Origin of the sequence: Neotamlana sargassicola, assembly GCF_020523965.1 — a bacterium.
Lineage (GTDB): Bacteria > Bacteroidota > Bacteroidia > Flavobacteriales > Flavobacteriaceae > Neotamlana > Neotamlana sargassicola.
The window spans coordinates 91,227-106,802 of record NZ_JAJAPX010000002.1 but is presented as its reverse complement, the minus strand read 5'-3'; the positions used below and the strand labels follow the sequence as shown (position 1 = coordinate 106,802).

Sequence of the window (15,576 nt, the reverse complement as noted above, 5' to 3'; positions counted from 1 at the left end):
GTTTATTTGTTCCTACCTTTTTCGTTAGGGTATAAACCAGGTAAATTATCGCTTTGCACAAAAGCTTTAGTTTCAATATTCATACCCGTTACTTTACCTTTAAACGCGGCACCAGTATCTATATTCCAAACGTTTGCGGCATTCATTGGTACATCAACATTAAAATTAGTTGTTGGAGTGTGCCCAATAAATATTTCGCTATAATGCACTAACCGTTTTGGGTAAGAAATATCGGTTTTACTTATATTCTTATCTAAACCTAAGGCCATTTCCCAAAGTGTTCTATCGTAATATAAAGTTTCTTTAACAACTTCCTTTTCTACGCCATGCATCGATGTAAACCCCGCATGTAAAAATAAACGGTTTTCGCTATCGATATAATACATTTTTAAGTTTTCGAAAAACTCTAAATGCTCTGCCTTTTCTGCTTCAGAAAAACCTTCGTAACTTTCCATAGTTTCCTTACCACCATGCATGTACCAGGTTGGATTAACCGTTTTATCCCTTAACCACTCTTCGCACCAGAAATCGTGGTTTCCTTTTATAAAAATACACTTAAATGTTTCTGCTAAATCTAATAGTAAATCTATTACCTGCGCCGATTCACTCCAGCCATCAACATAATCGCCCATAAAAATTAGGGTATCATCATCTTTTAATTCTAATTTATTTAAGACTTGAGTTAAGGCTTTAAGACCGCCATGAATATCTCCAATAGCAAAGGTTCGCATATGTAAAAGTTTAATTTCCTACAAAATTAGGTCTTTGTTTGTCAAAAAAAATTTAAAGTATATTAAATTAAGATTAAAAGTTACAATTTATAAGTTTTACTATAAACATAATTAATTAACACAAAATTTTGTTCCTTAAAATAGCCTTCAATTTGCTTTTTAATAGCTAAAAGTATTGCCCAATACCAAACACAAAACCGCGACTGGCATTTTTGGTTAAACCAACACCATAATCTATTCTAAAAATGGCATTAAATATTTTTTTATGAATAAATCTTAACCCTGCACCCGGAAATAGGCGCATATTTTTCGAATCGGTAAAATCGCCATAATCGCCACCAGGGTTTCGCCATGTACCGGCATCAATAAAAGCATTTCCTTGTAATGCAAACCATCCTTTTTCGTAAAGGGTATATCGGTATTCTGTATTTAAAACTAAAGCGGCTGTTCCTCTATCAATTAAATTACCAACACCTCTTAAATTTTTATTATTATCTACTGCAAATGGCGCAAATGGTGTTTCGTTATTAGTTGCAGTACCAATGTGAAATCTACTCGCCCAGTTACCACGTTGCCCAACACGTTTAAAGTACATAAAATCGTTCCATCCAATTAAAAAATCGGGAAACTTTTTACGGTCTCCTGCCCGTGAATGCACATACTGAAAATTAAACACACTCCTAAAGCCTTCGACGTATTGATAATCGTAATTTAAATTGTTGTACTCGTAAATTAACTTATAAAGGATTTTATCTACATCTAAACTCAACGGAACACTATTGCTAGTAGCTCCTGATACGTATTTATAGTCTTCGCTAAAAATATTTACACCAGCTTCAATTCTATTGGTAAAATTAAACTGATATAAGCCCAAAACCTCTAACGAATTATTGTTATAACGATAATCTGCTGTGTTACTTTCGAAAAAAACAGGCTCCAAAGTAGTTAAATTTTGATAATTTACGGCTAAACCTAATTGTCTTGAAAACAAATAAGGCGCCCTAAAATTTATAGCATACGAGTCGTAAATATCCTTTTGGTAAAACCCACCAAAAGCTATATTTTGCCCAAACAAATTAAACTCGTAAAGCCCTAAACGATATGCAAATTCGTCGTTATTTGTAGTATAAACATTTGCAGAAGGTATAATTGTAAAGTTCTCTTCAATGTTATAAAACACATTATACTCGTTTTCTTTTCCTGTTGGAAACACCTGATAATAAGCGTGTGCGATAGATGGCAAACGTTTTAACAATTTAATGTCGCTTTCTATAACAGCAGAGTCTAAAACCACACCAGGTTTTATATTCGATATTTTTTTTACAAAACCAGATTTTAATTTTTTATTGCCTTGCACTTTTAAATCGGCAACTGTGTTTTGCGAAAATGTAACGCAGGTAAAACTTAAAAAAAGAAAACGTAATAGTTGCTTCATTGTACTGTAAATTGATTGATGAAAAATTCGTTTATCCAGTTATCTTCACTCACATCCATAATGGTTATGTTGTAAGTTTCGCCCAATGTTAAATCCGGCGGAGTGCCATTTGTAATATTTAAAACCACATTGGCTGTATTGTAATATTGAAACTGCGTTTCGAAAGTATAAGTCCCAGAAATTAAGTCGTTATTGGTGTTTGAAACCACCTCGAAAAAAATAGCATTATCTGCCTCCGAATTCACTTCCCAAGTAAACAACGGCATCTGCGAAGTATCTTGATTTATAGTAATGTCGTTAGAAAAAATAGTAGGTTGCGATTGGTTTTTTATAAGAATTGGATTTGAAAGTTTTATTTCGCCATCCATTTCAAAAGAAACAATAAACCAACGTTCTTCTGTAATATTATTTTCAAACTTTCTTAAATAGCCATTAAAAACGGGAAAATCTTCAACTTGTAAACGGGTGTAATTCTCAAAATTATTAGGGTCGACGTTATTTGAAGCCGTTTCAAAAAGTATAAAATTTTCGGCATCGCCTTCAGGATAAAAATAAACAGCCGCCGCATTCGAGATTTCACTTACATTTCCAGCGCAAGCTATAACAGCTCCGGTTTCATAGGTTTTATTTTCAATATAACTTGTTAAATCTAAAGTCTGTTCTGTTATGTTGTCATTTGAAGCACAAGATGCGACTAAAACCAATAAACATAACGCTTTTATTATTTTCATTTTATAGTGTTGTAATACTGTTTAATTACGGCTTCTGCCGGTTTATTTTGTGGTGTAAACTGATTATTATTTTCGCCACCAACTTCGTTGTGTTTATGAAACCACTTCCAAACAAATCCGCCAGCAAACCAATCTTCTCTCCAAAACATTTCAAAAAGTGCTTTTGTGGTGTTTACTTGTGCTTCTAAGTTAACTTCTGTCATGCTTCTACTAAAAACCCAAGGTTTTTTACCTGCAAAGTCTACACTTCTATACCCAAATTCGGTAAACAAAATGGGTTTATTGTGTTTTTCTGAAATCGACTTTATGGTTGGCTTATGAGCTTTCCAACCTTCCAAACAAGCTTCAAATGTTGGTGTTTGCATATCGCTAACTGGAAAATAAGCATCAATTCCAATAAAATCTAACTTATCCCAAAATGGCGTTGTTTTAAACTCGTCCCAATTTGCGGCATAAGTTAGTTTGCCACTGTAAACTTTTTTTATTTCATTTATTAATTGCTCCCAATATTGCGGTCGGTGCTCAATAAATTGTTGTAATTCGGTGCCAATACAAAATATGTCGACTTTTAATGCCTGAGCTAACACTGCATACTCTAAAATAAATTTAGAATAAGAATTTTCAAGTGTTTTCCAATTGGCTTCACTTTGCATTTTAATGTATCCTGTAAACTCACCACGACCAATCCATATTTGCGGTTTTAGCATAATATTTATACTATGCTTTCGCAACTCATTTATGTATTGTTCTACGCCTGCTTTTCGTTCGCCAAACCATTGTCGTTCTCCATTAAACCTTATTTCTGGTGTACTTAAATCTCTAATAAAACCAAAAGGCATTACGGCTGCGTAATTAGCATTTACTTGTACAACTGGAAGCGTGTGGCTCGTGTTTATAGATTCTCTAGAAGACACAAAACTTACACCGTTTATTTTTTCTGCTTGACCATTACAAGCCGTTAGAATTAATAGAATAACACCAAAAAAATTACCTTTTAAATACTGCATTTACATCTTTGTTTATGCACCAATTTAGTAATTATTAAAACAAAGCACGTAAGCCTAAACTAAATGTTTGCCCTAAACCTTGAAAATTATTTCCAGTTACAATTTTACCAAACGATGCCTCTAAATTTAAAGCTTGTGTTAATTGGTATTTTCCGCCTAAACCTAATTGCGTATAACGTTGTGAAAAGTTGTTCCCTAAATCGATTAAAAACGCTTGTTGGGCATTTACAAATACTGTAGATTTTGCCGAAGGAAAATAACTTAAAAATGCACTTACAGGTAAAAACATACTATTATTTGCAAAACGTTCGCCTTGGTTTTCTGTTAAAGTATCTGCATCAGATGAACTTTCACCAAAGTTAAACCCAAAATCGGCTTCTGTAAAAATTTGCCATTTGCCACCACCAAATGTTTTATCGTAAAAGAACTTGGTTTCCCAAAACGTACTTCTTTTATCTAAGTAAACACCTGGTTCGTCTTCAAACACTGCAAAATATAGCGAACTTGTAAAAGAAAAGTTAGGCACACTTGCAATTGGTTGTACACGTATAGATGGCGCTATAGTTGTTACACCACTTCTGGCATCTACACCATTATTTTCAAAATTAAACACACTAAAGGCACCTTGACCATTATAAGTATTGGCACGTACTTGAAAAATAACACCAACGTTTATTCTTGAATTATTACTAACGCCTGTATAAATTTCGGTGGTATTTGTAAAAAAGTTTTGTCTTGCTATTTTACCAGAAGTACTTCCTGCATCGGTTTGCTCTGTTTGCGTGTACAAGCTGTTAAAAAACTTAATATCCCACTGCCCTTTTTTTAATAATTTTGATGGTGTATATTCTTGAATTACACTTTTTTGCGATTCATCCTCTTGAGAAAATCCTAAAAAGGAAATACTTAATGCTAATAATAAGGTGGATAGTTTTTTCATAGTTTTTTATTTATTGTTCTTTTTATTTTTCTTTTTGCTTTTCTTATTGCTGATTTAATGTCCAGTTATACGGGAAGTAGCTAATTTTTGAGTTTGCTGGTACGGCCTCTGTTCTGTATTTGTTTATAAAGTCAATTTCTGTAGTGCCATTCATGGTAAAATCTTCTTTATACCATTTCATTATTTCTGAAGCTTGAACACGCTTCTTTTTTACATTTACCATTAAAAACGAACCGTTTATTGCTAATTTAGTTTGTGCTTCTAATTGCGCATTTAGCGTATTTGGTAAATAAGCCTTATTAATTAATGGCGGACAACCTAATGCGCCACAAACTAATACAAAATGAAATCTAGGATCTTTAAACTTTGCTCGAAGTAACTTGTGCTCTATATCGTTTAAAGTGATGCTTTTCCCTGCTAATTCGTGAGTTTTTTTATCGAAAAACCCATCATTATCTAATGGCGATTTTGTAGGGTACACATCTATTATTCCTTTTATAACCGATAAGTTATAAGCGTTAATCCAAAAGGCTTGATAGTTATTGGCATCTTTTGCATCAATCGATGTGTTTTTAGCAAGTTCTAAAATGCTATTTAATTTAGAAGGATCGTTATTAATAGCTTTATAATTTACTTTACCATCCTTAACATAGGTTTGTAAAAAAGTATTTGTTTCTTTAAAAAAACTTTCAACATTTTGAGCATACACTGAAGATGTTATAACAAATACAATAATAAATTTTAAAATTCTCATAATTTCTAGTTTAATTCAGGCATTCTGTCGAAGCTAAAATTGTTGTCTTACAAAAATTTTAAAATAATTTTAAGAACTATAAAAGTATTAAACCTTACACTTGGCGCTTAATTTATAAGGTTTCTAAATTAATTCTAGTCGTTAAGTTATTAACTTTAATAACGACCTAAAATTCATCAAAAACACAAAAATGGAACATATCGCAATTATTGGTAACGGCATTTCGGGCGTTACGCTTGCCAGACATATTAGAAAACTATCCGATAAAAAAATCACGATTATTTCTGCCGAGACCGAATATTTTTTCTCACGTACTGCATTAATGTATGTGTATATGGGCCACATGAAATTTGAACATACGCAACCTTACGAAAATTGGTTTTGGGAGAAAAACAGAATCAACTTAAAAAAAGGTTATGTAAACCAAATAGACACCGATAACAAAACACTTCATTTTACCGAAGGCGATTCGCTTACTTATGATAAATTGGTAATAGCAACTGGTAGTAAACCAAATAAATTTGGTTGGCCAGGGCAAGACCTAAAGGGTGTTTTAGGCATGTACCACAAGCAAGATTTAGAGAACCTAGAAAAATATGCACCAAATAATAAAGTTTGTAAACGTGCCGTAATTGTTGGCGGTGGTTTAATTGGTATTGAACTAGCAGAAATGCTAAATAGCCGAAGCATTCCGGTTACCTTTTTAGTTCGGGAAGATAGTTTCTGGAATGGCGTTTTACCCTCTGGTGAAAGTGAAATGATTAATAGACACATAAAAAATCATCATATCGATTTACGCCTTTCTAGTAATTTAAGAGAAATTAAAGCCGATGAAAACGGACAAGTAAAATCGATAATTATTGATGAAACAGGTGAAGAAATTGAATGCAAGGTGGTTGGACTAACAGCGGGAGTTACACCTAATATTTCATTTTTAAAAGATTCTAAAATTGAAGTAGGCCGTGGTGTTAAAGTAAACCGTTTTTTAGAAACTAACTTAAAAGATGTTTACGCCATAGGCGATTGCGCCGAACAGCATGAAGCCATTGGAAATCGCAGACCTATTGAAGCGGTTTGGTACACCGGCCGAATGATGGGAGAAACTCTAGCACAAACCATTTGCGGAAATAAACTAGAATACAAGCCCGGACATTGGTTTAACTCTGCCAAATTTATGGATATTGAATACCAAACCTATGGTTGGGTGTTTAGCGAACGTAGTAAAAAAGACTTCGAAGCTCATTTCCACTGGAAACACGACGACGACACCAAATGCATTACCGTAGCATACAACAAAAACACAAACGAATTTTTAGGCATAAATACTTTTGGCATTAGAATGCGCCACGAAACTTTTGATAATTGGCTTACCGAAAAACGGGATATTGACTATGTAATGAACCATTTAGCTGAAGCCAATTTTGACCCAGAATTTTACAAACGATTCGAAAAAGACATTTTAAAAGCCTACAATAACCAATTAACAATAGCATAACCATGAGCAATAAATTAAATTCAAGCATGTCGTTAGCAAAACCAGATGCATTAAACATAACCACTAAACAAAAAATAGCTTTAGCCATAGGCTCAATTGGTCTAGTTATTTTAGCCTTAGCATTATTTAACACGAATTTCCCAAATAAAGGCTTGTTTTTAACGCTAGCGTTAGGATTAATAACGGTGGGCACAGTTTTTTATTCTCGTGAGGCCTATTTAACAAAATTAGAGGGTATTAAAAATGATGGTGTATGGTTTAAATCAATTTCATCTCGTGGTATTGGTGGCTGGATTTTAGGCGTTGTTTTAACTTCATTTTATATTGTGCTTTACTTCTTTCCTAAATATTTAGGACTTGGGCAAAATGGTGAAGCAAACACTGGTTTAATTGCGCTTTTCGATCCGTTAAGTAAATTATTAAGCGGTAGAGATGCGAGCCAATGGTTTGTTTACGGAACTTTGTATACCATTGCCATATTAGCATTTGGTTATAAATTTATTTTAAAGTACAGGCATAATCGTTATCAACAATTACGAACCATTTCGGTCATGTTTTTTCAATTAGGTTTTGCCTTTTTAATTCCGGAGTTCATGTATGTAATGAACAACGATTTACCGTATTACGACTTAAAAAGCATCTGGCCACTAAACTATTATATTTTCGATCAATGGTCGGTTAAAGGTTTTATTTCAAACGGCACAATTGGTTTAGCTTTATTACTATTTGGTATTATATCTATTTTTGTAATCACTCCATTTTTAACCTACAAATACGGTAAACGTTGGTATTGTTCATGGGTTTGTGGTTGTGGCGGATTAGCCGAAACTGCTGGTGATTCGTTTAGACAATTATCATCTAAAAAATTATATGCTTGGAAAATTGAACGTTGGTTAATTCATTTAGTACTGGTATTTTCTGTAGTGATGACTACGGCAATGGTATATTCTTATTTGGGCACCGATAGCTCCAAATATTGGCTTACAAAAGGCGTTTTTATTAGCTTAGTTATTGCTTTTTTAACTCTAGTTTTTGCTGGCGTAATGTATTTTAAAGGTAAAGAATTAGCTAAAGATGCTAAATATGGCGCCATTAGTTTATTTGCTGTTATTACATTATTACTTGTTATGCATTTTACCAGTACTACAGATCATTTGTTTTTTGTAAAAGGCAGCGCTTTAAGATCGGCATACGGTATTTACATTGGTTCTATATTCTCTGGAGTAATTGGTACGGGGTTTTACCCTATTCTTGGTAGTCGTTCTTGGTGTCGTTTTGGTTGCCCAATGGCCGCAATACTGGGTTTTCAACAACGCTTATTTTCAAAATTTAGAATTACAACTAACGGCGGACAATGTATTTCTTGCGGTAACTGCTCCAATAGTTGCGAAATGGGAATTGATGTTAGGCATTATGCCCAAAAAGGTGAAAATATTGTACGCTCAAGCTGTGTTGGTTGTGGTATTTGTAGCGCAGTTTGCCCAAGAGGTGTTTTAAAATTAGAAAACGACAGCATGAAAGGTCGCATAAATTCTAACGACATTTTATTAGGCAACGATGTCGATTTAATGAATTATGTTAATCAAAAGTAATGCGTTTTATAGTTTTTATTTGTCTTATTTGTAATATTGCAGTCGCACAAAAACAGTATCAAAGAAATTACTTTGATAATGGAAAATTAAAATCATGCGGATGGCAAGATAGTTCTAACAACAAAATTGGATATTGGAAAACCTTCTACCGAAATGGAAAATTAAAAGAAAGCGGGCATTTTAAAAACAATATGCGTGCAAAATTTTGGGTGTTTTACAATCAACAAGGTAAAAAAACTAGCGAAGGACATTTTAAAAACAACCAAAAAATAGATTGGTGGGTGTTTTATGATGAAAACGGAAACATCAATCATAAATGCCAACTAAAAAACAATAAAAAAAACGGCTATTGCCTCATGTATAAAAATAAAAAACTAACATCTGCCGCTAAATATTCGCTTGGAAAAAAAATTAAGGAATGGACCGATTTTAAATCGTTCACTAAAGAGAATAGCCTAAGCGATCTAGAGTAATGACACCAATTATAAATGTAATTATCCCTGCTTTTAACGAAGCAGAATCTATAGCTCATGTAGTTAACGATGTACCAAATATTGTTAGCGAAATTATAGTAGTAAGCAACAATTCTACCGATGCTACCGAAGAAAATGCACGAAAAGCTGGTGCAACGGTATTAACCGAAAATTTGAAGGGTTATGGCTACGCTTGTCTAAAAGGTTTAGATTATATCGCAAAAAAAACTAAAAAACCAGATATTATTGTATTTTTAGACGGTGATTATAGTGATTACCCCCAAGAATTAACTAAAATAGTAGAACCAATAACCAGCCAAAATATAGACCTAGTAATAGGTGCCCGTGTTAAAAAACTACGAGAACAAGGCGCTATGACTTTACCACAAATATTTGGTAACTGGCTCGCAACCAATCTTATGTCTTTATTTTTCAATGCAAATTTTACCGATCTTGGTCCGTTTAGAGCCATAAAGTACAACAAACTTTTGGCTTTAAAAATGGAAGACAAAACCTATGGCTGGACCATAGAAATGCAACTTAAAGCATTAAAGCAAAATTTGTCTTACACCGAAATTCCAGTAAATTATAGAAATAGAATAGGTAAATCTAAAGTTTCAGGAACCATAAAAGGTGCTATATTTGCAGGCGTAAAAATACTTGGTTGGATTTTTAAATACAGCGTTAAAAAATGATTTTAGAATCTGTTATTATATTTATTTACTCGGTTTCTTTGCTACTTATTTTCATGTATGCATTAGCTCAGTTAAATTTACTGTTTAATTATCTTAGATCTAAAAAAGCGACAGACACTTCAGAGAAATTCGATTTATCCAATCCTAACGAAATACCAGTTGTTACTATACAACTTCCTGTGTACAACGAAATGTACGTTATGGAACGCTTACTAGACAATATTGCTGAAATTGACTACCCTAATAACAAACTAGAAATTCAAGTTTTAGACGACTCAACCGACGAAACTGTAATTACCACCAAAGCACATATAGAAAAACTTCAAGCCACCGGTTTAGATATAAAACACATAACCAGAACCGATAGAAAAGGTTTTAAAGCCGGAGCACTTAAAGAAGGTTTAGAAATTGCAAAAGGCGAATTTATTGCTATTTTCGATTCCGACTTTCTTCCAAAAAAGGACTGGTTAAAACGTACCGTGCCTTACTTTAAAAACCCGGAAATTGGTGTTGTGCAAACGCGTTGGGGGCACATAAACCGAAATTACTCCATACTTACTAAAATTCAAGCTTTCGCCTTAGATGCGCACTTTACATTAGAGCAAGTAGGACGCAACAGTAAAGGTCATTTTATAAATTTTAATGGTACCGCAGGTGTATGGCGTAAACAATGTATTGTAGATGCAGGCAATTGGGAAGGCGATACTTTAACCGAAGATTTAGATCTAAGTTACCGTGCACAACTTAAAAACTGGAAATTTAAATACCTAGAAGACGTCGAGACACCAGCCGAATTACCTGTTGTAATTAGTGCCGCACGTTCGCAACAATTCCGTTGGAACAAAGGTGGTGCAGAAAACTTTCAGAAAATGCTTGGTCGCGTACTAAAATCCAACAATATTTCTGCTAAAACCAAAGTACACGGCTTGCTGCATTTACTAAACAGTACCATGTTTTTGAACGTGCTTATTGTTGGTATTTTAAGCATCCCAATGCTTTACATAAAAAATGAATATGCACACTTAAAACCATACTTTTACGTTATGAGCTTTTTTGTGTTAAGTACCATAATATTTTTTGTTTGCTATTGGCACATGTATAAAAATATTTATGGCGCTGGTTTTAAAAATTTCTTTAAATACATAGGCATGTTTTTCGTGTTTTTCTCGATAGCCATGGGCTTTTCACTGCACAATTCCATTGCCGTTCTAGAAGGTCATTTTGGTAAAAAAAGCGAATTTGTAAGAACACCAAAATTCAACATTACCAAATTTAAAGACAACTGGAAAAACAACAAATACATGAAAAAAAACCTATCCATTCATGTAGTTTTCGAAGGTTTACTCATGCTCTATTTCGGGTTTGGTATGTATAGCGCCTTTATAGTAGGTAACCAAGGTGGCGATTTTGGGTTATTCCCATTCCACCTCATGCTATTTGTAGGTTTTGGCTATGTGTTTTTTAAATCGTTAGCCTCAAAAGTATAAATTTAGGTTTAACACTTTTTTGGACGTTACCCCGAAGCTTCGGGGTCGCGCTTTACACTAATAGTTTTGGCTCGATGCACGCCTCGCCAAAAGCTAACCGTTGCAATCGCTAACGCGGCTAACAACAAAAATTAAAGTATGTTACTAAACAAAAACTTTATAACAACTTATAAAATTCCGTTATTGTTAGTACTTGCTTCCATGTTATTTTATTGGTCGTTTGCATACAATTTAGTCCGCACCGATTATATAAAACTAGTAACACTATACTCGGCATTATTTTACCTATTTTACAAAATAGTAAACATTTTTAAACACAACACTAAAGCCTTAACCGTTTTCGCTTTTAGTTTTCGTGCTTTGTTTATACTCGCCATTCCAAACCTATCACAAGATTTTTACCGTTTTATTTGGGACGGCCGTATGCTTTTTCAAGGCTATAACCCTTACCTAAATACCGTTGAATATTTTATTCAAAACAACCAATTTCCAGTAGCTCAAGCTCAAGAACTCCGTGAAGGCATGGGCGGTTTAAACGCTAGCCATTTTACAAACTACCCACCAATAAATCAATTATGCTTTGTAATTGCGGCATTTTTGGCTAATAAAAGCATTTTAGGCTCTGTTGTAGTTTTGCGTATTTTAATAATTATTGCAGATTTTGGCACCTTACATTTTGGAAAAAAACTATTAGCAAAACTAAATCTTCCAGAGTATAACATATTCTGGTTTATTTTAAATCCGTTTATAATAATAGAACTCACAGGAAACTTACATTTTGAAGGTGTCATGATATGCTTCTTAGTTTGGAGTTTACACCTACTTTACTCAAAAAAATGGATTTTAGCCGCCATAATATTTGCATGCTCGATAGCAACCAAACTCATTCCTTTGTTATTTTTACCCTTGTTTTTTCAGTGGTTTGTAAACAACAAATCATCTAATAAATCATTAATTTCAAAACTATTAAAATTAACCGCTTTTTACACTATTATATTAGCTACAACGGTTTTACTTTTCATTCCGTTTTATTCTTCAGAATTTATAAATAATTACAGTAAAACAGTAGCGCTATGGTTTAGTAATTTCGAGTTTAATGCCAGTTTATATTACATAGCGCGAGAAATAGGTTATGCATTTCGAGGTTACAACGAAATTGCCATAATAGGAAAAGTAAGTTCGCTACTAGTTGTACTCTTTGTTTTAATCATTACTTTTTTCAGAAAAAACAAAACATTTGTACAACTAATTAGCGCCATGTTAATAGCTTTATCTTTCTATTATTTTACAGCAACAACAGTGCATCCTTGGTATTTGGCTATGCTATTAATTTTATCGGTGTTTACTAAATATAAATTTCCGTTGGTTTGGAGTTTTGTTATTATTTTAAGCTATTTGGCTTATTTAAATTTAAACTCCATGGATAAATCTGAAAATTTATGGGTTATAGCTTTAGAATATATTATCGTTTTTAGTGTATTTTTATTCGAAATTTTTAAAAAGAAACCCATTGAGCATCAACTTCTATAAAATTTTCAGATTTTTAAAACGCTTCATTATAACCCTTGTTGTACTCTATGTAGCTTCTTTAATATTTCTATATTTTAAACAAGAACGCTTTTTCTTCAACCCTAAAGTTTTAGATAAAAATTATAAATATAGCTTTAAAGAACCCTTTGAAGAATTAAATATTCCCGTTGATGCTAATATAAATTTAAACGCCGTAAAATTTAAAGCCAATAACTCTAAAGGCATTATTTTATACTTTCATGGTAATGCTGGCGCCATACACGAATGGGGAACACGTGCACATTTGTATCTAGAAAATAATTACGATGTGCTTTTTGTTGACTATCGTGGTTACGGAAAAAGCGACGGCGCGTACACCAATAGCAACGAACTTTTAAGCGATGCACAACAGGTATACAATTTTGTAAAAAAAGACTATAAAGAATCTGAAATTATTGTTTTTGGTTTTTCGCTTGGTTCGGGTTTAGCAAGTTATGTTGCTTCTAAAAACAAGCCCAAACAACTTATTTTAGGCGCTCCTTATTATTCTTGGCAGACCTTAATTGCAGACGAAATTGCGCCTCCAGTACCAAAATGGATTATGAAATACGATATTAAATCTTACGAATACCTTAAAACCGTGTCTTGCCCAATAACTATTTTTTGTGGCACACGCGATTTTTTGGTTAACCCAAAAACAAATGCCGAAAAATTACAAGCCATAAAACCAGAGCAAACCACTTTGTATTATATTACAGATGCTGGCCACAATGGTTTGCATATTACCAAACAATATTACGATTTATTAAAAACCGTTTTATAAAAAAACTGCCTTAATTTAAATTAAGGCAGCTTTTAAATTTTATTACAATTTTTGTAATTTTTTTATGGTATTAATCTCTTCTTCGTAATCGTAACCATCTTCATCTTTAGTTACAACTATTTTAGAGGTGTAGGTGATTTTAAACTTAGTTCCTATTAATTTATCTGAGTTTAAATCGAAACTTTTTGCAACTTCATCACTTATTTTGTGGAATGTTACGGTATACTCTAAATCATCGCTTGTTGTAATAAAATTGTATCCATAATCTTCTTTACCATCAAAAATTGCAGTAATAACAATAGTATCTTCTTGAGCTTTTAAAGGAGTAAAACCTGTTAAAATAAAGCTGAATATAGCTACTAAACCTAAAATTGAATGCTTTGCTTTCATAATAATATTTAAAATTTGATTTTTTTGTGACACATTTTTAACCGGAAAAAATCTACCAAAGTTTCGGTTTAACTTAATACAACTTTATCCTTAAAGCTGCTGGTATTTTAAGTTATTATAATGTACTATCTGTGTCGTTAAATAATATTTGAAAGTTTTGCTATAAATAAATCGATAACCTCAATTACAATTAAAATAATAATAATCCATTCTAAACGGCTGCTTTCGTTATGGTCCATTATATCTTTAAAAAGCTCGAGGTTTTCTTTTATAATTTCAATACGATCGTGAATTACGCGATATCTATCTTTTAAATCGAAGGCTTGTTTTAATTCCTGATTTAATCTGTTAAATTCTTCTTTTTCCCAAGTAATTTCGGGCGAATCAAAAATGTACAAATTTTCAGAAATCTTGTTTTTAATATTTAAAACCTTGCCTATAAAACGCTTTAACTTGTTACCAGAAATATCGAGTTTACCGTTAGCTTCTAAATATGAAGTATGTTTATTTGTTTCGGCTAACAACTCTTCGGTTATTTCGGTATAACGGTTTAAGGCTACAGATTGCGACGCGTTTAGCATAACTAAACGAATCATTTCTTCGTCTAAATTAGGTAAAATAACATTATCGAACTCCACCTTTAAGATGTTTGGTTTAATAACAACTTCTACCGAATCTGATAATTTTTCTGAAAAATAGTTTGTGCATTGCGGTTTAAGTTTTTGCAATGCATGGTTTATTTCAGTACTAGTCATGTTAAAAAAACTAACCATGCCATACTGAAATATGTAAATAAATTTGTTTGGTGAACTGGTATAATACAGTTCGTCGCTATCTTGAAACAACAGCTGCCACGGCAACTGTTGTTTGCTAGATTTTATATTGATAGCACTAGCTACTTGGTAAGCAACTACGGTGTACATTTATTTTTTTAAATACCTTTTATAGTGGTTTTAGGCTTTGTACAATATAAATAACATCATCACCATCGTCTTCTTCAATAAATGTTATTTTAAAGTCTTTGTCTATTAAACTTTCATCATTTTTTAAATCGAATTGCTTTAAAACCCTAGGGTGTACATCTTCAAAAGCTAATTCTTCTCCATTTTCAAACCAAAAATTGTAATAACCGTTTTCGTAAGATTTAAAAACAGCTGTTCTCATAATATATTTATTTGTGATTAGTCGTCTGTATCTTCCGTATCTGGAGGTTGTACTGCCTCTGGATCGTCACTATCGAAATCGTCATAATCGTCTTCATCATAGTTTTCCATAGTAACCGCAAGCTTAGAACTTACTTTAACCAAATATTTAGTATCCTCTGTTGTAACCTCTACGGCTTCAATAATTTCGTTATGTTGATTTCTAAACGAAATAACATGATCATCATCATAACCATCGGGATATTTTTCAACAAGTAAAGCTAAAATTTCTGGTGTTAGTTTTTTAAAATCAACTATCACACGTTTTAAGTTATCGTTTCTATTTTTCATGTTTTTTAAAAATTTAGATAG

The 15,576-nt window shown here is 32.8% G+C and carries 17 protein-coding genes; 7 read left to right on the top strand and 10 right to left on the bottom strand.

Annotation, left to right across the window (positions count from 1 at the left end; all coding sequences use genetic code 11):
* Window positions 1–2 precede the first annotated feature (2 nt).
* The 6 genes from LG651_RS05255 to LG651_RS05230 all read right to left on the bottom strand — a co-directional run bounded on the left by LG651_RS05255 (window position 3) and on the right by LG651_RS05230 (window position 5,598).
* Entirely contained in the window at window positions 3–731 is a 729-nt protein-coding gene (locus LG651_RS05255; protein ID WP_226695106.1) for a metallophosphoesterase family protein, read from the bottom strand.
* A gap of 166 nt (window positions 732–897) precedes the next feature.
* The gene (locus LG651_RS05250) at window positions 898–2,166 is read right to left on the bottom strand and encodes a POTRA domain-containing protein (RefSeq protein WP_226695105.1); all 1,269 of its coding nucleotides are present in this window, start codon (window positions 2,164–2,166) and stop codon (window positions 898–900) included.
* Entirely contained in the window at window positions 2,163–2,897 is a 735-nt protein-coding gene (locus tag LG651_RS05245; RefSeq protein ID WP_226695104.1) for a hypothetical protein, read from the bottom strand. Before LG651_RS05245 ends, LG651_RS05250 begins: the two co-directional genes overlap by 4 nt.
* Window positions 2,894–3,904, bottom strand: a complete 1,011-nt coding sequence (locus LG651_RS05240; RefSeq protein WP_226695103.1) for a glycoside hydrolase family 113 — start codon at window positions 3,902–3,904, stop codon at window positions 2,894–2,896. Before LG651_RS05240 ends, LG651_RS05245 begins: the two co-directional genes overlap by 4 nt.
* A 34-nt stretch (window positions 3,905–3,938) precedes the next feature.
* Window positions 3,939–4,844: a hypothetical protein gene (locus LG651_RS05235; RefSeq protein WP_226695102.1), complete on the bottom strand. Its 906-nt coding sequence runs from the start codon at window positions 4,842–4,844 to the stop codon at window positions 3,939–3,941.
* 43 nt (window positions 4,845–4,887) lie between these two features.
* A complete protein-coding gene (locus tag LG651_RS05230; RefSeq protein ID WP_226695101.1) occupies window positions 4,888–5,598 on the bottom strand; it encodes a DUF547 domain-containing protein in 711 nt (236 codons plus the stop codon).
* A 190-nt stretch (window positions 5,599–5,788) separates the two neighbouring features.
* Here LG651_RS05230 and LG651_RS05225 point away from each other — a divergent pair, with 190 nt between their 5' ends.
* From LG651_RS05225 to LG651_RS05195, 7 genes are all read left to right on the top strand, one after another.
* Window positions 5,789–7,093 (top strand): NAD(P)/FAD-dependent oxidoreductase, encoded by a 1,305-nt coding sequence (locus tag LG651_RS05225; protein ID WP_226695100.1) that lies wholly within the window; start codon window positions 5,789–5,791, stop codon window positions 7,091–7,093.
* A 2-nt stretch (window positions 7,094–7,095) separates the two neighbouring features.
* Window positions 7,096–8,685, top strand: a complete 1,590-nt coding sequence (locus tag LG651_RS05220) for a 4Fe-4S binding protein (RefSeq protein WP_226695099.1) — start codon at window positions 7,096–7,098, stop codon at window positions 8,683–8,685.
* A complete protein-coding gene (locus tag LG651_RS05215) occupies window positions 8,685–9,158 on the top strand; it encodes a toxin-antitoxin system YwqK family antitoxin (RefSeq protein WP_226695098.1) in 474 nt (157 codons plus the stop codon). Before LG651_RS05220 ends, LG651_RS05215 begins: the two co-directional genes overlap by 1 nt.
* Window positions 9,158–9,853, top strand: coding sequence for a glycosyltransferase family 2 protein (locus LG651_RS05210; RefSeq protein WP_226695097.1), 696 nt, complete (start codon window positions 9,158–9,160; stop codon window positions 9,851–9,853). The genes LG651_RS05215 and LG651_RS05210 overlap by 1 nt, the downstream gene beginning before the upstream one ends.
* Entirely contained in the window at window positions 9,850–11,340 is a 1,491-nt protein-coding gene (locus tag LG651_RS05205; protein ID WP_226695096.1) for a cellulose synthase family protein, read from the top strand. Before LG651_RS05210 ends, LG651_RS05205 begins: the two co-directional genes overlap by 4 nt.
* Before the next feature lie 138 nt (window positions 11,341–11,478).
* Complete coding sequence (locus LG651_RS05200; protein WP_226695095.1) at window positions 11,479–12,870, top strand: mannosyltransferase; 1,392 nt, start codon at window positions 11,479–11,481, stop codon at window positions 12,868–12,870.
* Window positions 12,851–13,672: an alpha/beta hydrolase gene (locus LG651_RS05195; RefSeq protein ID WP_226695094.1), complete on the top strand. Its 822-nt coding sequence runs from the start codon at window positions 12,851–12,853 to the stop codon at window positions 13,670–13,672. The genes LG651_RS05200 and LG651_RS05195 overlap by 20 nt, the downstream gene beginning before the upstream one ends.
* 42 nt (window positions 13,673–13,714) lie before the next feature.
* On the opposite strand, the gene LG651_RS05190 is transcribed toward LG651_RS05195, so the two are convergent.
* From LG651_RS05190 to LG651_RS05175, 4 genes are all read right to left on the bottom strand, one after another.
* Window positions 13,715–14,062 (bottom strand): hypothetical protein, encoded by a 348-nt coding sequence (locus tag LG651_RS05190; protein WP_226695093.1) that lies wholly within the window; start codon window positions 14,060–14,062, stop codon window positions 13,715–13,717.
* 137 nt (window positions 14,063–14,199) lie between these two features.
* A complete protein-coding gene (locus LG651_RS05185) occupies window positions 14,200–14,985 on the bottom strand; it encodes an RMD1 family protein (RefSeq protein ID WP_226695092.1) in 786 nt (261 codons plus the stop codon).
* 19 nt (window positions 14,986–15,004) lie between these two features.
* The gene (locus LG651_RS05180) at window positions 15,005–15,226 is read right to left on the bottom strand and encodes a hypothetical protein (protein ID WP_044630997.1); all 222 of its coding nucleotides are present in this window, start codon (window positions 15,224–15,226) and stop codon (window positions 15,005–15,007) included.
* 17 nt (window positions 15,227–15,243) lie between these two features.
* On the bottom strand, window positions 15,244–15,555 hold the full coding sequence (locus tag LG651_RS05175) for a hypothetical protein (protein WP_226695091.1): 312 nt from the start codon (window positions 15,553–15,555) through the stop codon (window positions 15,244–15,246).
* Window positions 15,556–15,576 lie beyond the last annotated feature (21 nt).